The sequence below is a fragment of the Pseudomonas sp. DD1 genome (genome assembly GCF_044510355.1).
Lineage (GTDB): Bacteria > Pseudomonadota > Gammaproteobacteria > Pseudomonadales > Pseudomonadaceae > Aquipseudomonas > Aquipseudomonas shahriarae.
This window is the reverse complement of record NZ_MSAJ01000011.1, coordinates 476308-502157: the sequence shown is the minus strand read 5'-3', so window position 1 is coordinate 502157 and position 25850 is coordinate 476308. Positions and strand designations below refer to the sequence as shown.

Annotated in this window: 21 protein-coding genes; 18 read left to right on the top strand and 3 right to left on the bottom strand. The window is 61.0% G+C overall.

All coding sequences use genetic code 11. The features are described 5' to 3' along the window. Positions 1-51 precede the first annotated feature (51 nt). A complete protein-coding gene (locus tag PSFL_RS10050) occupies positions 52-873 on the top strand; it encodes an aldo/keto reductase (RefSeq protein WP_057436903.1) in 822 nt (273 codons plus the stop codon). 56 nt (positions 874-929) lie between these two features. Here the strand turns inward: PSFL_RS10050 and PSFL_RS10045 are convergent, their stop codons facing one another. Next, positions 930-1445 (bottom strand): Hcp family type VI secretion system effector, encoded by a 516-nt coding sequence (locus PSFL_RS10045; protein WP_029291189.1) that lies wholly within the window; start codon positions 1443-1445, stop codon positions 930-932. Positions 1446-2010: 565 nt separating this feature from the next. Here PSFL_RS10045 and tssA point away from each other — a divergent pair. The 15 genes from tssA (at position 2011) to PSFL_RS09970 (ending at position 21330) form a co-directional block, all read left to right on the top strand. After that, positions 2011-3564: a type VI secretion system protein TssA gene (tssA, locus tag PSFL_RS10040; protein WP_169989798.1), complete on the top strand. Its 1554-nt coding sequence runs from the start codon at positions 2011-2013 to the stop codon at positions 3562-3564. Positions 3565-3595: 31 nt separating this feature from the next. After that, positions 3596-4093: a type VI secretion system contractile sheath small subunit gene (gene tssB, locus PSFL_RS10035; protein WP_128592968.1), complete on the top strand. Its 498-nt coding sequence runs from the start codon at positions 3596-3598 to the stop codon at positions 4091-4093. A 27-nt stretch (positions 4094-4120) separates the two neighbouring features. Further along, positions 4121-5596: a type VI secretion system contractile sheath large subunit gene (gene tssC, locus PSFL_RS10030; protein ID WP_169989800.1), complete on the top strand. Its 1476-nt coding sequence runs from the start codon at positions 4121-4123 to the stop codon at positions 5594-5596. A 14-nt stretch (positions 5597-5610) separates the two neighbouring features. Further along, complete coding sequence (tssE, locus tag PSFL_RS10025) at positions 5611-6030, top strand: type VI secretion system baseplate subunit TssE (protein WP_169989801.1); 420 nt, start codon at positions 5611-5613, stop codon at positions 6028-6030. Then, entirely contained in the window at positions 6020-7789 is a 1770-nt protein-coding gene (tssF, locus tag PSFL_RS10020; RefSeq protein WP_397469962.1) for a type VI secretion system baseplate subunit TssF, read from the top strand. The genes tssE and tssF overlap by 11 nt, the downstream gene beginning before the upstream one ends. After that, positions 7753-8769 carry a type VI secretion system baseplate subunit TssG gene (gene tssG, locus PSFL_RS10015; RefSeq protein WP_170059244.1) on the top strand — a complete coding sequence of 339 codons (1017 nt, stop codon included), beginning with the start codon at positions 7753-7755 and terminating at the stop codon, positions 8767-8769. The genes tssF and tssG overlap by 37 nt, the downstream gene beginning before the upstream one ends. A gap of 2 nt (positions 8770-8771) precedes the next feature. Next, on the top strand, positions 8772-11345 hold the full coding sequence (gene tssH, locus PSFL_RS10010; protein ID WP_170059310.1) for a type VI secretion system ATPase TssH: 2574 nt from the start codon (positions 8772-8774) through the stop codon (positions 11343-11345). Then, on the top strand, positions 11345-12871 hold the full coding sequence (locus PSFL_RS10005; protein WP_128592971.1) for a sigma-54-dependent Fis family transcriptional regulator: 1527 nt from the start codon (positions 11345-11347) through the stop codon (positions 12869-12871). Before tssH ends, PSFL_RS10005 begins: the two co-directional genes overlap by 1 nt. Before the next feature lie 67 nt (positions 12872-12938). Beyond that, positions 12939-13076 carry a type VI secretion protein TagU gene (locus PSFL_RS10000; protein ID WP_115128353.1) on the top strand — a complete coding sequence of 46 codons (138 nt, stop codon included), beginning with the start codon at positions 12939-12941 and terminating at the stop codon, positions 13074-13076. 15 nt (positions 13077-13091) lie between these two features. Next, positions 13092-14210: a type VI secretion system-associated FHA domain protein TagH gene (gene tagH / locus PSFL_RS09995; RefSeq protein ID WP_273504229.1), complete on the top strand. Its 1119-nt coding sequence runs from the start codon at positions 13092-13094 to the stop codon at positions 14208-14210. A 5-nt stretch (positions 14211-14215) separates the two neighbouring features. Next, a complete protein-coding gene (tssJ, locus tag PSFL_RS09990; protein ID WP_198849060.1) occupies positions 14216-14716 on the top strand; it encodes a type VI secretion system lipoprotein TssJ in 501 nt (166 codons plus the stop codon). Next, complete coding sequence (gene tssK / locus PSFL_RS09985) at positions 14703-16034, top strand: type VI secretion system baseplate subunit TssK (RefSeq protein WP_057436895.1); 1332 nt, start codon at positions 14703-14705, stop codon at positions 16032-16034. Before tssJ ends, tssK begins: the two co-directional genes overlap by 14 nt. A 4-nt stretch (positions 16035-16038) precedes the next feature. Beyond that, complete coding sequence (gene icmH, locus PSFL_RS09980; protein WP_397469961.1) at positions 16039-16905, top strand: type IVB secretion system protein IcmH/DotU; 867 nt, start codon at positions 16039-16041, stop codon at positions 16903-16905. A gap of 15 nt (positions 16906-16920) precedes the next feature. Continuing rightward, entirely contained in the window at positions 16921-20307 is a 3387-nt protein-coding gene (tssM, locus tag PSFL_RS09975; RefSeq protein WP_397469960.1) for a type VI secretion system membrane subunit TssM, read from the top strand. Positions 20308-20448: 141 nt separating this feature from the next. Continuing rightward, complete coding sequence (locus PSFL_RS09970) at positions 20449-21330, top strand: serine/threonine-protein kinase (RefSeq protein ID WP_262152841.1); 882 nt, start codon at positions 20449-20451, stop codon at positions 21328-21330. Here the strand turns inward: PSFL_RS09970 and PSFL_RS09965 are convergent. Then, positions 21327-21665: a DUF6388 family protein gene (locus tag PSFL_RS09965; protein ID WP_057959356.1), complete on the bottom strand. Its 339-nt coding sequence runs from the start codon at positions 21663-21665 to the stop codon at positions 21327-21329. The two genes, PSFL_RS09970 and PSFL_RS09965, sit on opposite strands and share 4 nt — an antisense overlap. A gap of 32 nt (positions 21666-21697) precedes the next feature. After that, positions 21698-21877 (bottom strand): hypothetical protein, encoded by a 180-nt coding sequence (locus PSFL_RS09960; protein ID WP_232544788.1) that lies wholly within the window; start codon positions 21875-21877, stop codon positions 21698-21700. 447 nt (positions 21878-22324) lie between these two features. Here PSFL_RS09960 and PSFL_RS09955 point away from each other — a divergent pair, with 447 nt between their 5' ends. Continuing rightward, positions 22325-24427 carry an EAL domain-containing protein gene (locus tag PSFL_RS09955; RefSeq protein WP_397469959.1) on the top strand — a complete coding sequence of 701 codons (2103 nt, stop codon included), beginning with the start codon at positions 22325-22327 and terminating at the stop codon, positions 24425-24427. A gap of 818 nt (positions 24428-25245) precedes the next feature. Continuing rightward, complete coding sequence (gene praB / locus PSFL_RS09950; protein ID WP_057436883.1) at positions 25246-25755, top strand: alkane oxidation protein activator PraB; 510 nt, start codon at positions 25246-25248, stop codon at positions 25753-25755. Positions 25756-25850 lie beyond the last annotated feature (95 nt).

Sequence of the window (25850 nt, the reverse complement as noted above, 5' to 3'; positions counted from 1 at the left end):
TGGCGCGGGCAGTGCCACATGATGGCAACGCACACTTATCTGGAGGTTGGCATGCGCACCATTGATCTGGCGGGTACCCCGGTTCCGGTCATCGGCCAAGGCACTTGGCGTATGGGGGAAGATTCTGCACGGCGAACAGCGGAAGTCGCTGCCCTGCAATTGGGTATCGACGAGGGCATGACCCTGATCGACACCGCCGAGATGTACGGCGAAGGCGGTGCGGAAGAAGTGGTCGGGGAGGCGATCCAGGGGCGCCGGGACCAGGTGTTCCTGGTCAGCAAGGTCTACCCGCACAACGCCAGTAAAACCGGGGTCCCACGGGCCTGCGAAGCCAGCCTCAAGCGCCTGGGCACCGATCACATCGACTTGTATCTGCTGCACTGGCGCGGGCAATACCCTCTTGCAGAAACGGTTGACGCCTTTGAGCGGCTGCGTGATGCCGGCAAGATCGGGCGCTGGGGCGTGTCCAACTTCGACGTATCGGATCTTCAGGAGCTGGCATCACCCGCCTGCGCCACCAATCAGGTGCTCTACAACATCGAGCAGCGCGGCATTGAGTTCGACCTGCTGCCCTGGTGGCAACAACACAACCTGCCGTTGATGGCGTACTGCCCGATCGCCCAGGGAGGAGACCTACTGAGCAGCCCCACCCTCAAGCAGATTGCCCGTCGACACGAGGCCACACCGGCTCAAGTGGCCCTGGCATGGGTACTGCGGCAGGACCGCGTTATCGCCATCCCCAAAGCCGTGAGCCCCGAACACGTGCGCCTCAACGCGGCGGCGGCCAGGCTGGTTCTTGACGAGCATGACCTGGATGCCATCGACCGGGTATTCGGCGCGCCAATCCGCAAGCATCCGTTGGCGATGGTGTGACACACCCGACTGCTACGGCATCGCAGCTTGCGACGCCGTTGCCGCCGGGTCGGGCTTCAGCCGGCCACCGGGCTGCGCCAGTCGTCAGAGCCTGAAGTGCCCGAAACCTCATGGGTCCAGACGATTTTGCGGTAGGTAAAGTGCACATCTTCCAGGTGGGTGAAATGCGCATTTCCCGGATCCTGGCAGTTGGGCATCCGTGACTGGATGTCGACGATGATCGCGTCCTCCAGCTCGATGGTGAAGTAGTGCTCCTGGGTACCGGCGGATGATGTGCGATACCACTCAAGGCGGCACTTGACCATTTCCCCGGACGTCAGCGCGCTGAACAGCAGCGGCGAAGATTTATCGAATACCTTGCTGATCATCAGCGGCTTATGGACACGCTGGCCGGTGGGCTGGCCCGATTGCGGGTCGCGGGGAATGATGACCTGATGCTGGAATGCCTCGACCAGGATCTGATCCTCGTGGCCTTCCTGATAGATGTTGCCTACCGAATCCTGGGTGAACGTGCCTGCCGTGATCAAACCTTGCTTGGTGCCGGTGATCGAGAGGTATGCGGGTGTTGGCATGACGGGTTTCCTTGCCTGACAGATAAGTTTGCGCCGAGGGGCGCCGTTGCCGGATGGGCGCTGCTTACTAACAAGAAGTGTGCCGGATTTCAGTCGGCCTAATAAAATAAGGGCGCTTGTTCGTGGTGGAGACTTAATAGGCGCCGAGTTAGAAGGGTTTTAGTCTTTAAAGTTGAGTTTGTTTGCGCAGTAGTGCGCAGTTAATTGCCTGGTCAGCGTACGTCGCAGTGTTGATAGGTGAATATATAGTTTTAATGCAGCTTGCTTGGAAAGTGTGCGCAGCTTTTTGCGCAAGGGTGCTGGCAGGTATATCGCCCAATAAAATTGGCTGTTTTATTGGGTGGGAAGAGGGTCGTTGAGCACGCTTAGTTACAAAATTGCGGGCCGCTTTGATTTTGTAGGAATCTCCTTAAGTGCGCCTGGCTGACTTGCCCAATAAAATACAGCTGGCTATGGTTCGTACTTGTCGCTACACGGAAACGGAATTCAGTAAGTGAGGTGTTGGCGTTTATATAGATGCTTGCCTTACTTTAATTGAGCATTGATCAGCACACTGCGGCCCATCATGGTTTATTCAGACAAGCTATCTGCTTATTACTTGAAACTTGCCCGGTCGCCGATTTCGGTTGACTGTTTTGCAGGGGAGGATATGCGTTTTTCGGCGGGATACGAAGCGCTGGAAAGTGAGCTGGAAAAAGCCCGCTCGATCCATGGCAACAGCCAGCCGGACTGGCAGTCCGTGGTGGACCAAAGTGAAGCCTTGTTGCGTCACGAATCCAAGGATTTGCGGGTGGTTGCCTGGTTGACATGGGCTCTGTATCAACGCGAGTCCTTTTCCGGCCTGCTCGCCGGGCTCGGCCTGTTGCGCGACCTGTGTGAGCACCATTGGGCGACGGTTCACCCCCTCAAGCAGCGTACCCGCATTGCGGCCTTTGGCTGGTTGGTACAGCGCATTGAACCGGTGTTGGCCCAGAGTTTTTCGCTCAAGCACCAGCGTTCCCTGTTCCAGTGCCTGGCCGAGCAATTGTCCGACCTTGACCAGTTGTGGGTCAGGCACCTGGGGGACGATGCGCCGTTGCTACTGGCTGCGCGCAGGCAACTGGCGGACAAGCTGCAACAGGCCCAGGAGAACGATCCGCCGCCATCCGGGGTGAGCGGGGTGGTTGCCCAGGTCAAGCAGGTCGCAACCCAACTGCTGGCGCCTGAGCCGGTGGTGAACAACGAAAAAGACGTTCACAGGCTCCTGCGTACGCTGCAGGACGGCGCTCGACCGCTGTGTACCTGGTGGCTGCGCCAGAACGCCACTGACCTGCGGGCCTTGCGCCTGAACCGGACGCTAGGCTGGCTGGGTATCACTGGTCTTCCCGACAGCAACAGCGAACAGATAACGCCGTTGCGTGGGTTGCTGCCCGACAAACTCAAGCGCTACCAGGAGCGCTTTGCCCAAGGGCATTACGCCGACCTGTTGCTGGAGCTTGAGGCCAGCCTGGCGGGCGCGCCTTTCTGGTTTGACGGCGTGCGCATGCTCTGGGAGTGCCTCCAGGCGCTGCAGGCCGAACTGGCGATGGTCGAGACAGAGATTCAGTTCGCCCTGTTGCTGCAACGATTACCGGGGGTCGCTCAATTGCGCTTCCACGATGGAACACCCTTTGCCGACGCTACCACTCGCGGGTGGATCGACAGCCAGGTCAGTCACCACCTGCAGGCAAGGGTGCCGCCCAGGAATATTGCCAGAGTTGGTCCGGCGCCATGGGAGGAGGCCTTGCAGACGGTCGCTCCGTTGCTGCGCAAGGAGGGGCTGAAGGCCGCTGTTCAGGCCTACAAAAACGCCATGCAGGCTGCGCGAGGTGACCGTGCCCGGTTTTATTGGCGCCTGGGCCTGGCTCGGTTGTGTATCCAGGGTGCCAAGCATGAGTTGGCCAGGATCCAGCTTGAACAGCTTGAGCAGGAGTTGCAGCACGGCAGCCTGCATCGCTGGGAACCGGACCTGACCCTGGAGGTGTTGCAACTGCTGTACGCCTGTTACGACGTATTGCCCCAGGGCCATGGTCTGCGCGAGCGCAAGGACGATGTCTATCGCAAGCTGTGTCAGGTCGATCTGGAAGCGGTACTCCAATAGGTTTTCCGTCATTACGCAAAGGAGAAACATCATGGCCAAAGAAGGTTCGGTCGCCCCCAAGGAACGCATCAACATCACGTTCAAACCGGCCATAGGCGGTGCCCAGGAAGAAGTTGAGCTACCCCTGAAGCTGCTGGTCCTGGGTGACTTCACCCAGCGCGAAGACACGCGCAAGGTCGAAGACCGCAAGCCCATCAGTATCGACAAAAACACGTTCGACGAGGTGCTGGCCAAGCAAGCCTTGAGTCTGCAGCTGGGTGTTCCCAATCGATTGCAGGAAACCGATGAAGCCGATGAGTTACCCATCCAGGTCCGCATCAACGCCATGCGGGACTTCAACCCGGCCCAACTGGTCGAGCAGGTTCCGCAATTGAAAAAACTGATGGAGTTACGTGAGGCGCTGGTCGCGCTCAAAGGCCCCCTGGGCAATACACCGAGCTTTCGCAAGGCCATAGAAAGCGCCTTGGCCGATGACCAGGCCCGTGCACGGGTATTGGCCGAACTGGGGCTGAACAGCCCCAACCCATGACTTTCTCAGTAAAAGGACACTGACCTTATGACCACTAGCCCTAGCGCCCAGGCCACCCCCCTGGATAGCGCATACAGCATTCTCGACGACATCATCGCCCAGACCCGCCTGACGGCCGATGATGGAACCTACGACATCGCCAGGCGCGGTGTGGCGGCCTTTATCGAGGAATTGATCAAGCCACAAAACCGAGGCGAGCCGGTCAAGAAACAACTGGTGGACCGCATGATTGCCGAGATCGACGCCAAGCTCAGCCGGCAAATGGACGAAATCCTCCACCATCCCGACTTCCAGGCACTGGAAGCGGCCTGGCGGGGTTTGCAGCTGCTGGTGGATCGCACCGACTTCCGGGAAAACATCAAGATCGAGCTGCTCAACGTCTCGCGGCAGGACCTGCTGGACGATTTCGAGGACTCGCCGGAGGTTGTGCAGTCGGGCCTCTACAAACATACCTACAGTGCCGAATACGGTCAGTTTGGTGGTCAGCCTGTCGGTGCCATTATCGCCAACTATTTCCTGTCGCCCAGCGCGCCTGACGTCAAGCTGATGCAATACGTATCCAGCGTCGCCTGCATGGCTCATGCACCGTTCATTGCCGCCGCCGGGCCGGGTTTCTTCGGTCTGGAGAGCTTTACCGGCCTGCCGGACCTGAAGGATCTGAAAGACCATTTCGAGGGGCCGCAGTTTGCCAAATGGCAGAGCTTCCGCCAGAGCGAGGATGCCCGTTACGTGGCCTTGACGGTGCCACGCTTTCTCCTGCGAACGCCCTACGACCCGGCGGACTGCCCGGTCAAGACCTTCGCCTATAACGAGCATGTGGTCAGCAGTCATGAGCATTATCTGTGGGGCAATACGGCCTACGCCTTTGCCACGCGCCTGACTGACAGCTTCGCCCGCTTCCGTTGGTGCCCCAACATCATTGGCCCGCAAAGCGGGGGCACGGTGGAAGATCTGCCGCTGCATCACTTCCAGAGCATGGGCGAAATCGAAACCAAGATCCCCACCGAGGTGCTGGTCTCCGACCGTCGTGAGTACGAGCTGGCGGAGGAGGGCTTCATTGCCCTGACGATGCGCAAGGGCAGCGACAACGCGGCGTTCTTTTCCGCCAGTTCCGTGCAGAAACCCAAGCGCTTCGGCATCAGCGCCGAGGGCAAGGCCGCCGAGTTGAACTACAGGCTGGGCACCCAACTGCCGTACATGATGATCGTCAACCGCCTGGCGCACTATTTGAAAGTGCTGCAGCGCGAGCAGTTGGGTTCATGGAAGGAGCGCACCGACCTGGAGTTGGAGCTCAACAAGTGGATCCGCCAGTACGTGGCCGACCAGGAGAACCCCAGCGCCGAGGTGCGGGGGCGACGTCCGCTGCGGGCGGCACGGGTCGTTGTCAGTGACGTCGATGGCGAGCCGGGCTGGTATCGCATCAACCTCAGCGTACGCCCGCATTTCAAATACATGGGGGCGGATTTCACCCTGTTCCTGGTTGGCAAGCTCGATAAAGAATGAGCCGGGGGCCTGAGATGAGTCACTACAGCGGCTTCCTTGAGCGCCTTGCAGGCACCGCGCCTCAGTCGACGGGGCGCACGCCACTCGCCTGTGTCGCCGCGTCGGTGGCCACCCACCTGGGCAACATGCTCAGCACCCGGGCGGGCAGTGTGCAGACGCTGCCCGACTATGGCCTGCCGGACCTCAATGACATGCGTCTGAGCCTGCACGAATCCCTCAGCCAGGCACGCTTTCTGATCGAGCGGTTTATCGCGGCCTACGAACCGCGCTTGAGCAACGTACGGGTCGTTGCGTTGCCACGGGATCGCGACCCGCTGGCCCTGGCCTTTGATATCCAGGGCGCGTTGACCATCGACGGCGTCGTGCAGAACGTGGTGTTTTGCGCAAGCCTGACGGGCAACGGACGTGTCGAGGTCGCCCCAGGTGTCCTTTAACCGCTATTACCAGAGCGAACTCAATGCCTTGCGGCAGTTGGGGCGACGCTTCTGCGAACGCAATCCGGCGCTTGCCCCGTTCCTCGGGGACAGTGGCCGGGATCCGGATGTCGAGCGGTTACTTGAGGGCTTTGCGTTCCTGACGGGCCGCTTGCGACAGAAGCTCGACGACCAGTTGCCCGAGCTCAGCCATTCGCTGATGCACCTGTTGTGGCCCAACTACATGCGCCCGTTACCCGCGTTCAGCATGTTGCAGTTCGCACCGCTGCTGCGTGCCGGGCCGGCGGTCACGGTCGAGCGGGACACGCCGGTGGAAAGTGTGGCGATTGACGGTGAGCGTTGCCGTTTTCGCACCTGTTACGCAACGGATGTGCTGCCCCTGCAAATCAGCGCGCTGGATTACTCGGCCCAGGGGGAGGGGGCCTTGTTGAGCCTGCGCCTGGAGATGACCGCCGAAGGGCATATGGGCGAACTGGTGCTTGAGCACCTGCGCTTGCATTTTGCCGGGGAACGCTACGTCAGCCAGATGCTGTACGTGAGTCTGCTGCGCCACCTGCACGGTATCGAACTGCTGCTACTCGATGGCCAGGGCGAACCGCTGCTGGCCCATGACGGGCAGGTGCGGTCACTGCAACTGCCGGCCTGCGGGGTTCAGCCAGCAGGTTTTTCAGAAGCAGAGGCATTGCTGCCTTATCCGCCGAATGCGTTCACTGGGTATCGGCATCTGCAGGAGTATTTTGCGTTTCCAGAGAAGTATCTGTTTGTCGACGTCGGTGCTCTGGATGTTCTGCAAACCTTGCCGGTTGACGTGCTCAAACAGGTGCGGGGCGTTGAGTTGCGCTTCAAGCTTGGCCAGCGCAATCCCGAGCAGGTGCAGCCCACACTGGACAACGTGAAGCTGTTTTGCACGCCGGTGGTCAACCTGTTCAAGCACGATGGAGTGCCGATCCGACTGGATGGCCGGCAGGACGAGTATCTGCTGCTGGGGGCTGACTATGCGCCAGGCCATTGCGCGGTGTTCTCCGTCGACCAGGTCACGGGATGGCGTCCGGGTGGCCTGGGCTACCAGACGTATGTGCCATTCGAGTCGTTCGAGCACGATGAGCAGACCGCGTGCTACAGCATCCGCCAGCGGCCCTCCGTGCAACACAGCGGGCTGGATACCTACCTGAGCTTTGGCAGTCGCCAGTCCGGTGATCAGGAAACCCTGTCTGTCGAGATGACCTGCACCAACCATGATTTGCCACGCAAATTGCGTATCGGTGACATCAATCAAGCGTGCGAGCAAACACCCGAATTCCTGTCCTTCAGCAATATCACGGCAGCCACCCCTGGCATTGCGCCCCCGCTGGACAGCGACTTTCTCTGGAAGCTGATCAGCAACATGTCGCTCAACTACCTGTCCCTGAGCGATATCAATGCGCTGAAAGTGGTGCTCGAGACCTATGACCTGCCGCGCTACCACGATCGCCAGGCGGAAAAAGTCAGCATCCGCAGGCTGGGCGGGTTGCGCTCGATCAGCCAGCGGCCGATTGACAGATTACACGGCGGTTTGCCGATTCGAGGTGTGGCAATCGACCTGACCGTCGACCTCCAGCACTTCCTCGGAGAGGGCGACCTGTTTGTGTTTGCCTCAGTCCTCAACGAGTTTTTTGCCCTGTATGCGAGCCTCAACTCGTATCACGAACTGCGTGTTACCAGCACACAAGGAGAGGTGTACCTATGGCCATCCCGGATGGGACTGCAGGCTCTGCTTTAACCGAACTGTCGCGGACCATTCGCGAGTACTCGCTGTTCCAGGCGATCTCGCAGGTGATCGAGCGTTTGCGTGACGCCCATCCGTCCCTGGGCGATGAGGCGCTGTATGAACGCCTGGAGTTCCAGGCCAACCCGGGGTTGGGGTTTCCCGGCAACGATATTGACCGGGTGACGTTCTTTGTCGAGGGCGGGCAACTGCGCGCACGTTTGCGCCTCAACGTATTGGGACTGGTGGGGGCGAATTCGCCACTGCCGGCGTTTTATGGTGAACACGCATTGACCGAACGGGCGGGCGGTAATCCTGTCGGCGACTTTCTCGACCTGTTTCACCACCGCCTGCATCGGTTGATGCTGCCTTTGTGGCGCAAGTACCGCTACCGGGCGTGCTTTCGGGCGGGAGCCAGCGATCCGTTTTCCGAGCAGATGTTCGCCCTGATAGGCCTGGGCGGCCGTGCCGTTCGAGGCGCGACGCAACTGGACTGGAAACGCCTGCTGCCCTACCTGGGGTTGCTGGGTATGCGCGCCCATTCGGCGACGCTTATCGAAACGGTGCTGCGTTACTACTTCAAGCACCCGCAGTTGCTGATCGAACAGTGCGTCAAGCGCAAGGTGGTGATTGCCCGCAGGCAACGCAACCAATTGGGCCAGGCCAGCAGCCTTCTGGGCCAGAACCTGGTCCTGGGGCGGCAGGTCGTCGACCGTGCCGGCAAGTTCAGGGTGCATATCCAGAACCTCGACTGGCAGCGGTTTCATGATTTTCTGCCCACCGGCGCAAGCCACTCTCCGCTTGGCGCGCTGGTGCGTTTCGCCGTGCGCGATCCGCTGGACTATGACCTGCGTCTGGTGCTGCGTACTGAGGAGGTGCGGGCGCTGCATATAGGCCAGCGCAATGTGTGCCGGCTGGGATGGACCAGTTGGATGGGGCAGGCGCGCGCGGATGGCGTGCTCACCCTGGCCAATAAACTCGCTAGAAACGGATGACGATGATGAATGTGGACTTGCAACAACTGATTCGCGTGTTGACGACGCACACTCGCCGAGACCTGGAGCGTGCCGCCGAACGCTGTGTGACCCGGGGCGGGACGCAAGTCCTGGTGGAGGACATGTTGCTGGCGCTACTGGAGCACCCGCAAGGATTGCTGGTGCGCGCGCTGCAAGATGCCGGTGTCGAACAGGGCGAGTTGCAAGCCACCCTGCAGCCCAGGGTGGGCCAGGGCACTTCACGCAATCCGGTGTTTGCGCCGTTGCTGGTGCAATGGTTGCAGCAAGCGCTGGCGGTTGCCCAACTGGAATTGGCGCAATCCCAGGTCGGTGACGCAGCCTTGATCCTCGCCTTGCTGCGTAACCCACAGTCTCACGCAGGCAGTCGTTATCAGGTGCTGCTGGCGCGCCTCGATGCGCAGCGCCTGCTTGAATTCGCCTTGAGCGCCGAGATTGAGGGTTCCCGTGGGACAGCCGGCGCCAACAATGAGTCGTTGTTGCAGCGCTTCACCCATGATCTGACTCAGCAAGCCTTAGAGGGGCGGGTTGACCCGGTATTGTGCCGCGACGCAGAAATCCGCCAGTTGACCGATATCCTGGCGCGTCGGCGCAAGAACAATCCGATCATTGTCGGTGAGGCCGGTGTCGGCAAGACTGCGCTGGTCGAGGGGCTGGCCCGGCAGATCGCCTGTGGGCAGGTGCCGCCGGTGCTCAAGGATACGCGCCTGCTGGTCCTCGACATGGGGCTGCTGCAGGCCGGTGCCAGCATCAAGGGCGAGTTCGAGCGGCGGCTCAAGGGCGTTATCGACGAAGTGAATGCCTCACCGGTGCCGGTGATCCTGTTTATTGACGAGGCACACACCTTGATCGGTGCCGGCAGCGCGCCCGGCAGCGGCGATGCGGCGAACCTGCTCAAGCCGGCGCTGGCCCGTGGCGAGCTGCGTACCATCGCCGCCACCACCTGGTCGGAGTACAAGAAATACTTCGAAAAGGATCCCGCATTGGCCCGGCGCTTTCAGCCGGTGCATGTCCAGGAGCCCAGTGTCGATGACGCAGTGATCATCCTGCGTGGTCTGACTGCGGTGTATGAAGCCAGCCATGGCGTGTACGTGCGCGATGACGCCGTGGTTGCCGCCGCGCAGTTGTCTGCCCGTTACCTGGCGGGGCGACAGTTACCCGACAAGGCCGTGGATCTGCTCGATACGGCCTGCGCCCGTGTGCGCATCAGCCTGGTGACAGCCCCGCCGGCGTTGCAGGCCGTGGCGGCGCAACTGGCTGAAAGCACCGGCCAGCACCAGGCGCTTTGCCGCGATAGGGACGCTGGGTTACCTATAGATCCGGGCGCGCTGCAGGTTCTGGCTGCACGCCTGCAAACCATCAGTTGCGAACACGAGCACCTCAAGCAGTGCTGGACGCGCCAGCGCGAGAGGGCCGAAGCGATACTGGCCCTGCGCATACAGGTGAGCCAGGCCCGTCAGTCGGGGCAGGCAATCGAGGTGCTTGAGCAGCAATTGTGCGAGGCCCACGGCAGTCTGCTGGCCGAGCAATCTCACCAGCGCCTGGTCAGCTTCGAAGTGTGCCCACGGCTGGTGGCGGAAGTAGTCAGCGCGTGGACGGGAATTCCGCTGAGCCAGGTGGCCTGCGAGCACAGCACCCAGGTCCGCGATTTCGCCACCGATCTGCGGGCGCGCATTCTTGGCCAGGCGCACGCCGTACAGGCGCTGGATCGCTCGATGCGTGCGGTTGCGGCAGGCCTGAACCGCCCCGATGCGCCCGTGGGCGTGTTTCTGCTGGTCGGCCCCAGTGGCGTCGGCAAGACAGAAACGGCACTGGCCCTGGCCGAGCTGTTGTATGGCGGTGAGCGGTTCCTGACCACTATCAACATGTCCGAGTACCAGGAGCCACACTCACTGTCGCGCCTGATAGGTGCTCCGCCCGGGTATGTCGGCTATGGCGAAGGCGGCGTCCTCACCGAAGCGGTCAGGCAAAAGCCCTATTCGGTGCTGCTGCTCGATGAAGTCGAGAAGGCGCACCCCGGTGTGATGAACCTGTTCTATCAGGTCTTCGACAAAGGGCGGGCCAATGACGGTGAGGGACGTGAGATCGATTTTCGCAACACCCTGATCCTGATGACCTCCAACCTGGGCAGCGAATGCACCATCGACCTGTGCCGGGCTACATCGCGTCCCACCCCACAAGCGTTGCAGGAAGCACTTGCGCCGCTGCTCAAGCAGCACTTCAAGCCGGCGCTGCTGGCCCGTATGCGCGTAGTGCCGTACTACCCGATCGACGGAGCGGTGCTGCGGGAATTGGTAGAAAGCAAATTACAGCGCCTGGCTCAGCGTTTGTTGCAGCGCCAGTTGGCGTTCAGCTATTGCCCGCGGCTGGTCGATTACCTGGCAGAGCGCTGTACCCACAGCGACAGCGGGGCGCGGTATGTCGATCAATGGATCGACGCCAATCTATTGCCCCTGGTCGTCGATCGCCTGCTTGAGGCAATGGCCAGAGACGAGCATCTGCAGCGTGCCCACGGGACGCTGGATGGCGACGGTCACGTAATCTGTGAGTTTGCGTGATGAGGGAGAACCCGTTGTCACAGGCGCTTGATCCTGCCGAACAGCTGGTGCAGTGGCTCTTGCACATGGGCATCGACAGCGATCGGGCAAGTATGCCTGGCCAACTTGCCCATGCCGCCGTGCAGTTGAGCCAGTGCTCGCTCAGCCAGGTGTACCTGGCAGATGAGGGCGACCGTGGTCTGGTGCTGGCTGCCGAATACCGGCGAGATGCAGGGCCTGGGGATATCGGCGCACGTGCAGCAGCTGATCAGCAGCACCAGCAATTGCTGCAGTTCGCCCTGGAGCACAAGCGCCCCCTGAGCATCCGCGGCCTGCAAGACAGCATTTATGACACGACTTTTATTCCGTCGGGCCCGGCGCCCTGGCAATCGTTGCTGTGCGTCCCCATCACCCATCGCCACCTTGCTGTGAAGGGCGTGTTGATATGCGTAACCGAGCGCAGCATCGACCTGCAGGGGTATGCCATGACACTGGGGCAGTTGGCGGTGTTTGCGCTGCGCCAGCGGTCGCTGTTACCGGAGCCTTGCCCGCCGCCGACCCATTCGGTACTCGAAAACGTGCTGCATCCCGTAAGTCTCGGCCTGATCGGCAACAGTACGGCGATGGATGAGACCTGCCGCCTGATCGGCAAGGTGCTGGACAGTACCTATACCGTGCTTTTGCGCGGCGAGACCGGCACGGGCAAGGAGGTGGTCGCGCGGGCGATCCATGCCATGGGCCCGCGCCGGTCCAGGGCCTTTGTCGTACAGAACTGCGCGGCATTCCCGGAAGGGTTGCTGGAAAGCGAACTGTTTGGCTATCGCAAAGGCGCGTTTACAGGCGCCGACCGGGACCGACCGGGGCTGTTCGATACCGCCGACGGCGGCACGTTGCTGCTCGATGAAATCGGCGACATGCCGATGTCACTGCAAGCCAAGTTGTTACGGGTATTGCAGGAGGGCGAAGTACGCCCGCTGGGCGCCCGCGTCGCCCATAAAGTGAATGTACGGATCATTGCCGCCACCCACCGCGACCTGCCTGCAATGGTGGCCCAGGGCAGCTTTCGCGAGGACCTCTACTACCGGCTGGCGCAGTTTCCAATCGAGCTGCCGGCCCTACGCCATCGCGAAGGCGATGCACGGCAATTGGCTCGCCATTTTGCGGGCCAGGCCTGCGCGACCCAGGGGCGAGCACCGGTGTCCTGGTCGGACCAGGCCCTGGATCAACTGTCCAGCCACAGCTTCCCCGGCAACGTGCGCGAACTCAAGTGCCTGGTGGAGCGCGCGGTGTTGTTGTGCGACGACGGGGTGATCCTGCCGCAACATTTGTCGTTGCCATTGGCGTCCTCCACACAGGCCAGCGACGCAACGCTGCGCCAACGCCTGGAGCGCGTCGAACGTGGCTTGCTGATTGATTGCCTGCACAAGAATCGCGGCAATCGCACCCGCACCGCCCGCGAGCTGGGAGTCGCCAGGCGCACCCTGTTGTACCGCCTGGCGCGGCTGAATATCCCTTTCGGTGAAGCATCAAGGGGGAGCGCTGAATGACACCAGCCCTGACTGACAGGCGCCGGCTGTTGCGCTCGGACGGATTTATTTCAATGGGAGAGGCGTGATGATTGTTTCTCGGTGGCAGGTATTAGTCCTTGTTCTGCTGATGTTGGTGCTGAGTGGTTGTACGGCAAATTACGTGTTTGACGACGATGAATATCGGCCGCTGGGAGATCCGCGGCCCGACCAGTACCCGCAATAAGCCCGGAGGCCCCGTATGCAGTTGATATTTGAGATCTGTGGCAATTGGCAAGGCATGCCCGGCTCGACCCGCAACAAAGTGTTTGACGGCGCCGGCGGGGTGATTGGCCGTGGTGCCGATTGTGATTGGGTCATTCCCGATCCCAGCCGTCAGTTGTCCAATCATCATGCCTTGATCAGCTTTCGTGACGATCAGTACTTTCTGACGGACATCAGCAGCAATGGCATTTGCCTGGGGGACAGCGCCGTGCGCTTGCGCAAGGGCCAGGCCCGGCCTATTGGTCAAGGCATGGTGTTTCGGATGGGCCCGTTTGATATTCGCACGCAGTTGGTGGCAGTGGCTGGCGCCGCGAGTCACAGCGACAACCTGATTCCGGATGACGCGTTCCTGCAGCTGGATCCGCTGTATGCCATGCCCGGCCAGGCCCAGCAGTCAGAGGAAACGCGCTGGACGGACACCTGCACGGTCGAGCGCCAGCATGTGACTGTGCCGACCCTGGTAGAGCCTGCCCCGCAGATTGCACCAGCGGCAGAAAGCCCCTCGGCAGGCAACGACCACGCGCAGTTCTGGGGGGCGTTTTCCAAGGCGCTGGGCGTGTGCCTGGACCCGCTCGACGAACCAGAGCGGCAAGCGCTGGCAATCAAGGTCGCGGGCTTGCTCAGGCAGGCCGTCGAAGGGTTGCAGCAGAACCTGCACACCCACGAAGAGTTGAAAAGTGAGTTGAGCGCTTCGCTCGGGCGTCCGAGCGACCGGTCTCCCTTGATGGGCGGTGCCGATTCCCTGGAAGCCATGTTGGGCGGTGAGCGGCAGGGGCTGCCAGCCGAACTGGCGGTTATCCAGGCTTACCGAGATTTGCAGGTGCATCAGGTCGCGGTGCTCGCGGGTTGTCGTGCCGCCGTGCGCGGCGCACTGGCGGCGTTTGCCCCGGGCCAGTTGCTGGTGCGTTTCGAACAGCAGGGCAACACGCCGCGGCTCCCCACCAGCGGCGCCTATTGGCGCGCCTACCTGCGCCATTATCAGCGCCTGGTCGAGGACGAAGGCTGGAGTGAGCGCTTACTGAGCGAGGACTTTGCCAACGCCTACCGGGAGCAGGTGCGCCTGGTTTCCACCCTTCACAGTACTTGTTCTGGATGATCCCCATGTCACGCTTCACCTTTGTTCTGTTACTCGCTGTGATGGGCCTTTTGCCCGGCTGCAGCAACCTGTCCCCCTATTCGAAGCTGACCAAGCTGGACCTGACGCTGACTGCCAGCGATCAGGTCAACCCGGATCTGAATGGTCGGCCGTCGCCTATCGTGGTGCGTTTGCTGGAGCTCAGCAATCCGGTGGCCTTCGAGAACGCGGATTTTTTCAGCCTGTATGGACGTGCCGAAAGCACCTTGCCCAAGGACCTGATAAGCAGCGAAGAATGGGAGTTGCGCCCTGGTGAGCAGGTCCCGCTGAAGCTCAGGGCAACGTCGGGCGGCCGCTACATCGGGGTGTTGGCGGCCTACCGGGATTTGCCCCAGGCACGTTGGCGCTATGTCGTGCCGTTGGCCGTTGGCTCGCGGACCCGTATCGAACTGTTGTTCGATGAAGCGGGCGTGCGCGCAGCCGATTGGCAGACGACCCAGGCAGGTGACTCACATGCTGCTCGATAAAGTCACCTGGCAGGAGGGCATGTTGTTGCGCCCTCAGCATCTGCAGCACAACGACCGTTACTACCACCAGCAACTGGCCCGCCGCAGCCAGTTGTCACAGGGCTATGCCTGGGGCTTCCTGACCCTGGAAATCGACCCGCAGTATCTCGAGATGGGCAAGGTGGTGGTCAGCCAGGCCAGTGGCGTGCTGCCTGATGGGACGCTGTTCGATATGCGTGACCTGAGCGCGCCGCTGGTGCTGGAAATTCCTCCAAACAGCGGCAGCCAGGCGGTGTACCTGGCGTTGCCGATGGTTGCCGGCAATGCCGTCGAGGTTCGCCGCCCGGCGCAAGCTGATGTAGTGGCGCGCTACACCGCGTACGAAGTGGAAGTGGGAGACGCCAATGCCGGCGAAGACACACGCTGCGCCATAACCTGCGCCCGCCCGGATTTTCGCCTGCTGCTTGGCGACGACCATGACGTCCAGACCTACGTCAGGCTCAAAGTCGCACAGGTCCTAGACTGTAACGGCCAGGGCGTTGTAGCCCTCGACAGCCTGTTCTCGCCGACGTTCATGCACCTTCATGGGTCGCCCTTTTTACTGTCCTGCCTCAAGGAGGTGGTCAGCCTGTTGGCGTTCCGCGGGGACGCGATTGCCGAGCGTTTGCAGGACGCTGGCCAGGCGGCCGGGGCCGAGATGGGGGACTTCCTGATGTTGCAGTTGATCAACCGTACGGAGTTGATCCTGCGCCACTATCTGGACCAGACCCGCCTGGGCCCCGACGTGTTGTACCAGGCTCTACTGGCGTTGCTGGGGGAGCTTTCGACGTTTTCCAGCGCTACCAAACGCGCCGGTTTTGATGGGCGCTACCAACATAGCGAGCAGGGACCGAGCTTCCGTGAGCTGATGGCGGCAATTCGTGCGGTGTTGTCGATGGTACTCGAGCAGCACGCCATTGAGCTGGTGCTGCAGCCCCGTCAATACGGGGTGTTGGTGTGTCCGGTCAACGACCTGAATCTGCTGGGCGCTGCGACCTTCATTGTGGCCGCCAGTGCCCGCAGCGATTCGGAGGTGTTGCGCCAGCGGTTGCCGGCGCACCTGAAAATCGGGCCGGTGGAGCGGATCCGCGAGCTGGTCAACCTGCACCTGGCTGGCATTAGCGTCAAGCCGTTGCCTGTGGCGCCCCGGCAGATTCCTTTCCATGCCGAAAAAACCTATTTCATGCTCGAACTCAGCCCCCGCGACCTGGAGCAGTTGGCACATTCAGGTGGATTCGCCTTCCATGTCAGCGGCGAGTTTGCCGATCTTGAATTGAAATTCTGGGCTATCAGGAACTGAACCGATGACGATGGAAAGGACATACCCGCAGGATGACAAGACGGTCCTGCTGGATCGTCATGGATTTGGCCCGGCGCAGGGCGCCATCACGGATTTCGAGGCACCACCGCGCTTTGAACAGCTTGAGGACCGGATGATGTACGCCGCCCATTTGCAGGGCGCAGAACACTTCAGGCTGGGGCTCAACCCGCTGGTGACAGCGGCCTGGGACCTGTTGTCGGAGGTGGTCCGGCTCAAGGGCGGCACGGCCCGTGAAGGCCTGCACGCGCTCAATGATCGGTTGTCATCGGGCATTACGCTGTTTGAAACCCGCGCCCGCCACGCCGCAATCCTCGACAGCCAGATCACGGCGGCGCGTTACGTGCTGTGTAGCGTAATAGACGAAGCGGTGGTGACCACGGCCTGGGGCAGTCAGAGCGACTGGTCGCAGATGAGCCTGTTGAGCCGCTTTCATAACGAAACCTTTGGCGGCGAAAAATTCTTCGAGCTGCTTGAGCGATTGTCCAGGGATCCGATCAAGCATCTGGCGCTGCTGGAGTTGATGTACGTCTGCCTGGCGCTGGGCTTTGAAGGCAAATATCGGGTGATGGAGCGTGGCCTGCTGCAATTGGACGGCATTCGCGACGCTTTATACCGGCAGATCATCCATGTGCGCGACCACGCGCCTCTGGCCAGTGAGCCCCGGCCACCGTCCAGCCGCAAACCCCGGCAGGCGATGCGCATTGTTTCTGCAACCTGGGTCTGGGTCTTCGTCGTAATGGGCCTGGCCCTCATGTATTCAGGGTTCGCCTGGGTGCTTGGAGAACAGCGCGAGAGCGTGCTCAAAGCCTATCTGCCGACCACCACCGACATCATCCGGACACCGCAGTAGCGCAGGGAGCGATCCATGAAAAATCTATTCAAAATGCTGGCCTCTGCCTTGGGTCTGACCTGGGTCTGGAGCTTGCTGCTGGTACTGTTGCTAGCGTGGACCGTGTGGCGGTTCGGGCCGCTCCTGGCGGTCGATGACAAGCGTTTCTGGCTCGGTGCGACATCTCGCTTATTGACCATCAGCGGCTTGTTCCTGGCCTGGGGGTTGGCAATGGTCTTTGCCCAGCGGCGCACCCCCGCACAATCCCCCGCACAGGCTTGCGGCCCGGACCAGGCGCCGCCTAAGTCCCGCAAGGGCCTTGTGGAGCACGAACAGCACAACGTGCGTGGCCGCTTCAAGGAAGCGCTGCACACCCTCAAGGCAGCGCGGCGTTATGGCAAACGCAGCGAACGTTGGTGCAACGAATTACCCTGGCACCTGGTGATGGGCGCCAGCGCCAGTGGCAAGACCTGCCTGTTGCAGGCGGGTGGCATGCAACTGCCATTGGACCGGACTGATTGCGGCGCCCCCCACACTGCCGGCGCAATACCCCATTGCGAGTGGTATTTTGCCGATGAGGGGGTCCTGATCGACACCCCGGCGCGCTACCTGACCCATGCCGACAGTGAGGTCGATGGTGGCGGCTGGGCGACCTTGTTGACGCTGTTGAAAGCCCGGCGCCGTGCGCGCCCGCTCAGCGGCGTGCTACTGACACTGTCGGTGGATACCCTACTCAATGGCAGCGAGCAGGACCTGAGCGTTGCTGCGCGCCAGTTCAACAGCCGTCTTCACGATCTGCAGCAGACCTTGCATGTGGAGTTACCGGTCTATCTGGTGCTGACTCAGGCGGACCATTTGCCCGGTTTTGTCGAGTTCTTCGAGCGAACGGAGGGGCAGGGCAGCGACGGTCTGTTGGGCGAGCCCATCGTACCCGGCACGGCGGGAACCGATATTGCTCAGGTGCGCCAGGCATTTGAAGCCGTGCTGCAGCGTTTGAGCGGGGAACTGATACAGCGCCTGCATCTGGAGCGCAGCGGCGAGCGCCGCGGGCGTATGGTGGATTTTCCTCGGCAGGTGGCGCAGATCGGCGAGCGCCTGTGTCTGTTTACCGAACTGGCGTTTTCTGCCCATCGTTACCAGCGCGTCAACGCATTGCGCGGTTTCTACTTGACCAGCGCCGGCGAGCGTCCACGGTTTATCCAGGGTCTGTTCAGCCGGGTGGTGTTCGGCGAGGTCGACCTGGCCGGCCTGGACCACCGGGAGCGCGCGCAGATCCGCCGGCGCCAGCGAGGCCTGGCCCTGGCTGCCTTGCTGGTGCTCGGCGGCGCAGGTTCGCTGTGGATGTACAGCTATTCGCAGAATCATCAACGCCTGGAACAACTGCGGGAGTTGGCGCGGTCTCCGGCTCCTCGGCAGGCGGCAGAAGACCCGAGCGTGGCGATAGTTCCACTATTGGACCGTCGATGGGCGGCCACGCAGGTTTTTCCGGCACCGCAAGGCGCGGGATGGTTGCAGTTTTCAGGTTTGTACCAAGGTGACAGGAGCCGCCCGGTGCTGGACACCGCCTACCGCCAGGCATTGCTCCAGCACCTGATGGCACGGGTCAGCGAGATGCTGGAGGAGCAGGTGCGCAGCAACTTGCACGACCGTCAGCAGTTGCTTCTCAGCCTGCGGGCCTACCTGATGCTCAATCTGCCTGAGCGGCGGGACACACAATGGTTGATGGATCGCGTCGCCGAGCTATGGTCGCTGCGCTACCCTGGCGACACTGCCCTGCAGAAGCGTTTGAATGCACATTTTGCACAATTGCTTGCGCAACCCTTTGTGGCACCCCTCAACGAAACCCTGGTGGCCCAGGCTCGCCAGGTCTTGAAAGCGCAACCTTTGGCTGGCGTGATCTACCGTCTGCTGCGTGAACAGGGCAGCGAGCTTGAACCCTATCGTTTCGCCCAACACCTGGACCCCCAGGAGCAAGTGTTCGCCGGCATTGACCAACCCATTCCTGGCTTCTTCACCCAGCAGGGCTACCGTCAGTTCTTTGCCGTGCAGGGCACTCGGATGGTCGCGGCCATCGTGCGTGATAACTGGGTACTGGGGGAGGGCACAGAACTGAGTGCCATCGGCCTGCGCCAACTGATGGTCGAGCTGGAGCAACAGTATTTCAGCGACTATGCCCAGGCCTGGGGGGCGGCGCTGGCCCAGGTGCGCTTGCAGGAAAACGATAGCCCCCGCGAAATTGCCGAGCAGCTGGCGGGCCTGACATCAGCCCGTTCACCGTTGTTGCAGTTGCTGCAGCAGGTCCGGGAAAACACCCGCTTTTCAAGCCCTGTCGAACGCCTGGAGGCGCTTCAGTCGGGTTCGCCGGTGGCCCAGGCGGCCGTGGACAGTGTCGCGCAACGGCTGCCCGACACCCCGCAGCGCGCAGTGCAGCGGCGCTTTGAATCACTGCATCAGTTGCTCGATGAGCAGGACAACCCTGGGCCAGAATTGTCCCAGGTGCTGCAAACCCTCAACCAGGTGCATCTGCAGTTGGCCGCCCTTGGGCGGGAGAACCGGCCTGAACGAGCCGCCTTTGAGCTGGTCAAGCGGCGCATGCAGGGACAACAGGACGCCCTGGGCAACCTGCGCAATGCTACGGAGCGCCTGCCGGCTCCCCTCAACGGCTGGCTCGCGGGTGTCACTGATGACACCTGGCGCCTGGTGCTTGACGAGGCCTACCGCCACCTGAACCGGCGCTATCAGAGTGAGGTGTATGGGTTCTATGCTTCGGCGATCAAGCAACGCTACCCGTTCAGCGCCCATGCCAGCAGCGACGTGGCCCTGAATGATTTTCGCGAGTTCTTCAAGCCCCAAGGGGTGATGGCGCGGTTTCTTGACGACGACCTGCGGCCTTTTGTGATGGGGGACGGCGACCGCTATCGGTTGCGCAGCCTGGATGGCCGCAGCCTGCCGATGTCGCGGGCGTTGCTGGACCAACTGGCAAAGGCGCGCACCATACGCCAGGCGTTCTTCGCCGATGACCCGAGTGAGCCGGGGGTGCGCTTTACCCTGGCGCCATACAGCCTGGACCCCACGGTCAGTCGAGCGATCCTGCGGTTCGGCGACCAACAGATGGAATACCGCCACGGGCCGATTGTCCCGATGCTGTTCCAGTGGCCCACCGATACCGAGGACGGGCGCAGCAGCCTGGTGCTGGAAGGTATGGCGCAACGGCCAATGGGCATCGAGAAAAACAGCGGGCCATGGTCGCTGTTCCGCCTGTTTGACTTGCTGCAAGGCGAACCCTCGAATGGCCGCGATGCGCGCCTGCTCAAGGCGGACATCGGCGGCCTGCGTGCCCATTATCTGTTGACCAGCCAGCGCACGCCGAACCCGTTCGAGATGTCGACGTGGCGGACCTTCCGCATACCGGAGCAACTATGAGCCCATGGCAAGACACCTGCCGCAACGCAATGGGCGAGGCGTTGAACCCGGAACCCCCGAATTGATGCTGGATCGCGGGTTCGACGGGGTGTTGCGTGGTCAGGCCAGGGATAATCTGACGGCCCTGGTGATGCAAGCATGATGGAAAACCAGCCCCAGCCTGGCGCCTGTGCCCCGCTCATATCGAGCCCGCTGCCGATGTTGCTGGGCGGCCGCTATCGCCTTGAACGGGTGCTCGGGGAAGGGGGCATGGGTATTGTCTATCGCGCCCGTGATTTGCTTCACGAGCAATTCGGCGAGCCAAGGCCCCTGGTGGCACTCAAGGTTCTCGGTGAAAGCCTTGCCCAGTCACAGGATGCGCACCTGCTGCTCTACAAGGAGTTTTCCCTGACCCGCAGCCTGGGGCACGCGCGCGTGGTACGGGTGTTTTCGTTTGATGTGGATACGGCGAGCGAAGTGGCGTTCTTCACCATGGAGCTGATGAGTGGCGCGACCCTGGACCAGTTGTTGCTCGACTGCCCGCGCGGGGTGCCTTGGCAAGAACTGCGGCGTATTGCAACGGGGCTGCTGGACGCGCTGGGTTACATCCATCGACAAGGTGTGTTGCACGGCGATGTGAAGCCCAGCAATGTCATGTTGGACGATGACGGGGTGCGCCTGTTTGACTTTGGCCTTGCCCAGGCGCTTGCGCCGCCGCTGTCCGGGCTGCCGGCCTTGAACCCACAGCGCTTCACTGCCTGGACACCGGCCTATGCCGCCCCGGAACTGCTGGACGGCGCACCCCTGTCAGCCAGTAGCGAGGTCTATGGTGCAGCGTGTCTGGTGTATGACCTGGCGCTGGGCAGGCGTAGTACACAAGGCGCGCGACTGGCGCCTCCGCGACAACTGCCCCGGCGTTGCTGGCCGGCACTGAAAATAGCGCTCAATGGCGACCCGCAGCGGCGAACCATCACCCTCGACGAGTTGCAGGTGGCCATGCAGTGTGAACATTCGGTGGTGGGCCGCTGGTTCGCTGCCCGTTAAGGTGAACTGTCTGCCAGACCATGCAGCTGACAATACTCAGCCCACTCCAGTCCCGCCATCTGGGCCACTTCCTTGTGAACCTCCAGGCGCTTGGCCTCGAACTCCTGTGGCGACTGGCTGATCAGTTGCAGTGTCAGTTCCCAGGCAAACAGGTTGCGGGCTTCTGCCTCGGCCTCAAAGGCCTCATGCAGGCGCTCGGCCCGGTATTGCGCCATGGTTTCCCGCTTGGCCTGGGCCGCCAAGGGGTTCAGCGTGTCCAGTTCGGTGCGCAGATCGGGGTGCTGGCTCAGGAATATATCCAGGGCAAGCTGAAGGTTTTCGCCAGGTTCAGACAAGGGGGGACTCCGCAAATACAGGTTGCGCGACCTCAGGACGAGGCTTGTTCGTAACGGCTTTTGCGTCGGGCACGTTTACGCAGCCGATTGGCTGTCCACTGTTGCAGTGGATCCAACAAGAAAAAAAACAGGTAGGCGGTCAGCACCAGGGTCAAGTCGATCCAGGTTTTGCTGATAGGCCCTTCGACGGCTTCAACGGCGGCCTTGATCAAAAACAGTACAGCGACCCCACACAACCAAAGCCCTACGGTGAAAACCAGAGGTCGCGCACGATTTGTAAGCCTGCGTTGCATGTTCAATACATCTCCCTGAGAACGCTGGGTCAGTCGGCGTACCGATGCCTGCGGGTGTAAACGTGGCCTGCGGATCGAGTCATTCGATGCCGGCCTGCGGGTCGACAGACCCGTACAGCTCATGACATGAGCGGGTGGCAGTTGGTTCCGAAAACCTGCGGTACCCGCGTGGGCAGCAAGGCCCTCAAGCACGGTATTGTTTCAAAAAGCGTAGGAAATTACACCCTTGTCTGCACGTCTGCTGGTATCCCAGGACGACGTATCGATGCCAAACGCGGCAAAATCCTTTCATTTTCGGGGCCCGGCCGTGTAGCGTTAAGCCCTCGTTGAAGACCGGTGTGATGGCCCGAGGGCAGGGAGATAGTCATGGCGCAGACGCTGTTCAAGCTGTTCTTCACCCAACGCCTGGCAGCCCTGGCAAGCACGGAGTCGCTGCGAGCCATCCGGGAAGGCCTGTTATGGATCTTGCCATGCTTGCTGGTCTCGGCGGGTTTTCTGCTGTTGTCCGAATGCGCCCGCATTCTCGACTTCCCATCGCCGGTCGTGGCATTCCTGGCCGGCCTGCATGCCAAGATCAGTTCCGTGATCCCGCTGCTGGTGGCCGCTTCCATCGGCTATATGCTGGCAATCCAGCACCGCTTAGCGCAGTTGCCAGTAGCGTTTTTGTGCCTGGCACACGTGGTCATTGCCTCCTTTGTCCTGCGAGACTATCCACGTGCGTCGGCAACCTTTGTCCTGTTTATTGCCATCGCCTCGCCGTTGATCAATGTCCCGGTGATTGCCTGGCTGCATCGCTACCACTGGACCCGCTTGGTCAACGCAGACCTGGTGGGACACAACCTCAGGGGTACGATCAACATGGTGGTACCGGGAGCAATCACCGCGTTGCTACTGGTGGTGACATTGTCGTTGCTGTTGCAGGTTGCTCATGTGGCGCAGTTACAGGGCCCGGTGATGCTCGATACGCTGCAGTCCCCTTATGGCACCGGTGTGTTTGTCACGGCGATCAATTCGCTGCTGTGGTTTTTTGGCATCCATGGCGTGTACGCGATCCAGCCGCTGTTTGATGCCCTGGACCAGGCCGTGATACTCAATGGCGCGGCATTGGCGGCGGGCGAGCCCGTCCTGTATGCGTTGAATGGCGGTCTGCTGGGGTGCTTTGCCTTTATTGGCGGGGCTGGCGGTTCCCTGTGCCTGTTGCTGGCGATTCTGCTGTTTTCCAAGAGCCAGTCCATGCGGTTGCTGGCGGTGGCCAGCCTGCCGCTGTCGCTGTTCAACGTCAGCGAAGTGCTGCTGTTTGGCTTGCCGATCATTCTCAACCCGCGCCTGTTTATCCCTTTTTTAGCCGTGCCGGTGATCAATACGGTGCTGGCATTGCTGGTGGTGCAGGCCGGCTGGGTCTCGCCAGCGTTGGCCAGCGTGCCGTTCACCGCGCCGGTGCTGCTCAACGCCTACCTGAGTACCCAGGGCGATCTGGCTGCGGTGGCGCTGCAACTGGTGCTGCTGGGAGTCGGGATACTGGTCTATGCGCCCTATGTCCGCGCGATTCATCGGCAGGCGGTGGAGGGCGGTACGGTTTACCTCAAGTCTTTCGACATGACCTTTCGCGGGCTCGAAGAAAAAGGGCGTCTGCTGGAACTGGACCCAGTGCTGACTGCGCACCGGGCGCTGGCACGCCAGGCCAGTGCATTGAGCAGGATCCAGCAGATCAGCGACTACGAGTTTTACCTGGAGTACCAGCCCCAGGTGTCCTCCCTGACGGGTTTGTGCACCGGCTGTGAAGCGCTGATGCGCGCGCGCGATAGCCAGGGCAAGGTGCATTCGCCGTGGGAGTTCCTCCAGTGGCTGGCCCAGGCCCGGTTGATGCCGGACGTGGACGTGTGGGTCGCCTCCCAGGCCGTGCGTCAGTACCAGAAGTGGCAAAAAATCGGCTTTGCCCTACCGATCACCATTAATGTCTCCAGCGCCACCCTGACGAACCCCGCCTATGGCAGGCAACTGGTGGACATCCTCTCCCTGGCCCACGGCCATGTGTCGGTGGAGATCACCGAGGATGCGCTGGTGGGCGATATCCAGGCGACCCGGCAGATGATCCAGAAGCTGCAGGCCATTGGTGCCAAGGTCTATATCGACGACTTTGGCACGGGGTTTTCGGCGCTGAGTTACCTGCACCAGTTCCCGGTGGACTTCATCAAGATCGACCGCAGTTTTGTGGTGGCCCAGCAGGACCCCAAGGGCGCGCAGGTCTTGACCGGCATGCTGCGCTTTTGTGAGGCGCTGAACCTGGGGGTGGTGGTGGAAGGGGTGGAAACCGCTGAGCAGTTGGCCTTCCTCCAGTCGGGCAGGGGGCACGCCGGGGCGGAGTTGATTATCCAGGGCTGGTATTTCAGCAAAGCGTTGCCCGGCGACGCGGTGCAACGATTTGTTCGCGAGCGGGCAGTCAAGATGAATGATGAGGCCGGTGCATAGCCACGTCTTGCATTGATCCTACAAATAAGTCCTGCAAATAATTCCACTCTATATTGAGCCTTGACTTCCCGTGCGCTGGCGCTTGCGCCGAAGTTGGCCGGTGGTTCGAGTTATTCGACTTTCCTACGAGTATAAAGCTGTTGCGTAGGACTTCTCGTAAATGGAGGGTGCCCCTCTGGCGTAAGTAGTTTTTTCAGGTAGATTATTTGATACGAGCTTTAAAAAGAAATTTCTAAATATAGGCTCTTGTGGAGGCAATTGACTTGTCTGCAATGTTTTTAGGCGCAATTTTCTAGTTTAAGTTTCCGTACTTGCTTGGGGCCTTGTTTGATGTCGGCACTGCTCTGTATCTATGTTCTTTATGGAAGGTGTTGGCAAAGGGCTAATCAAGTCTTGCAGTATCGACCTGTCGCCAATGCCCACCCGGCAGGGCTCCTGGAGTGGGTGTGGCAGTACCAGCATCGTCTTGCTTGATCTGAATGTCGTGGGTTTTTTCGGAGTCGATGGGGCTCACAAACGCTTATTGCCAGAAATTTGTCTGCCTTGGGGTTAGGGACGTTACTGAGTGTATGTGGCGTTAAATAAAGATGCCGCGCGCCCTATGTAAGTGTTCGGCAAGCCAGAAACTAACGAGTGGTAATAAAACAGAGCTGCTCGGGGTTTTATAAATTTAAAAAGGTTCCTGGATTGATAAGCGATTTAATGCCGTTATTTGAATTGAGATTTGGTCGGAGAGGGGGTGTCACAGCTTCAATGTGAACTCTTGCTCATGGCCATTACCCCGGCGAAATAGTTCGCCATCCATGTGAGGAAAAATAATGAAAAGTTTGAAAGCCCTCGTTCGTGTAAGTTCGTTTGCTCTGTTGTTCGGGGCGGCTTCCATGGCCAGCGCCGTGTCGATTATCCCGGAAGGTCCATTTACCACTGAGGCAGGCACGATTGTTGTAACGTCGCCATCTTCCTTCGGGGCTCCCATTACCTGCGGCGTCACTTTCGGCGGCAATGTATCCGCAGGCGTAGCCACCATCACTTCGGCAACGCTCACTGGCGGTGGCCTGTGCAATCTGCCGAAGATGAAAAACGTTCCGTCTCCGGGTTGGGTATTGACCGCGACCAGCTATAACGCGAGCACCGGCATCGGTAGCGGCACCGTCTCAAATGTGGGTTGGACCGTGGCGTTCCCTTCCTCCAACTGCGGCCCGGGTACCCTCAATGGCGAGTGGAACCAGGCGACTCGCACGTTGACCGGTAAAAACCAGCCGCTTTCCGGCAACTGCGCCGTCCAGTCCCTGACCGTCAAGGTCCCGAGCCTGAGCGTGGCGCCTTGAGCCATCGCGCTTGCTAGTGCAAAGGGCTGATCACCCGTGAAAGGCAGGTGCCTTATTCGAGGCACCTGCTGGGGTGGGTAACGATACGACGGAGT

Bases quoted from the DNA above. Each gene is read 5' to 3' on its own strand.
- tssJ (WP_198849060.1), top strand. From the start codon at position 14,216: ATGTCACGCTTCACCTTTGTTCTGTTACTCGCTGTGATGGGCCTTTTG.
- PSFL_RS10005 (WP_128592971.1), top strand. From the start codon at position 11,345: ATGAGGGAGAACCCGTTGTCACAGGCGCTTGATCCTGCCGAACAGCTG.
- praB (WP_057436883.1), top strand. From the start codon at position 25,246: ATGAAAAGTTTGAAAGCCCTCGTTCGTGTAAGTTCGTTTGCTCTGTTG.
- tssA (WP_169989798.1), top strand. From the start codon at position 2,011: ATGGTTTATTCAGACAAGCTATCTGCTTATTACTTGAAACTTGCCCGG.
- PSFL_RS10045 (WP_029291189.1), bottom strand. From the start codon at position 1,445: ATGCCAACACCCGCATACCTCTCGATCACCGGCACCAAGCAAGGTTTG.
- tssM (WP_397469960.1), top strand. From the start codon at position 16,921: ATGAAAAATCTATTCAAAATGCTGGCCTCTGCCTTGGGTCTGACCTGG.
- PSFL_RS10050 (WP_057436903.1), top strand. From the start codon at position 52: ATGCGCACCATTGATCTGGCGGGTACCCCGGTTCCGGTCATCGGCCAA.
- tssH (WP_170059310.1), top strand. From the start codon at position 8,772: ATGATGAATGTGGACTTGCAACAACTGATTCGCGTGTTGACGACGCAC.
- tssB (WP_128592968.1), top strand. From the start codon at position 3,596: ATGGCCAAAGAAGGTTCGGTCGCCCCCAAGGAACGCATCAACATCACG.
- tssK (WP_057436895.1), top strand. From the start codon at position 14,703: ATGCTGCTCGATAAAGTCACCTGGCAGGAGGGCATGTTGTTGCGCCCT.
- tssG (WP_170059244.1), top strand. From the start codon at position 7,753: ATGGCCATCCCGGATGGGACTGCAGGCTCTGCTTTAACCGAACTGTCG.
- PSFL_RS10000 (WP_115128353.1), top strand. From the start codon at position 12,939: ATGATTGTTTCTCGGTGGCAGGTATTAGTCCTTGTTCTGCTGATGTTG.
- tssE (WP_169989801.1), top strand. From the start codon at position 5,611: ATGAGTCACTACAGCGGCTTCCTTGAGCGCCTTGCAGGCACCGCGCCT.
- PSFL_RS09970 (WP_262152841.1), top strand. From the start codon at position 20,449: ATGGAAAACCAGCCCCAGCCTGGCGCCTGTGCCCCGCTCATATCGAGC.
- tssC (WP_169989800.1), top strand. From the start codon at position 4,121: ATGACCACTAGCCCTAGCGCCCAGGCCACCCCCCTGGATAGCGCATAC.
- icmH (WP_397469961.1), top strand. From the start codon at position 16,039: ATGACGATGGAAAGGACATACCCGCAGGATGACAAGACGGTCCTGCTG.
- tagH (WP_273504229.1), top strand. From the start codon at position 13,092: ATGCAGTTGATATTTGAGATCTGTGGCAATTGGCAAGGCATGCCCGGC.
- PSFL_RS09955 (WP_397469959.1), top strand. From the start codon at position 22,325: ATGGCGCAGACGCTGTTCAAGCTGTTCTTCACCCAACGCCTGGCAGCC.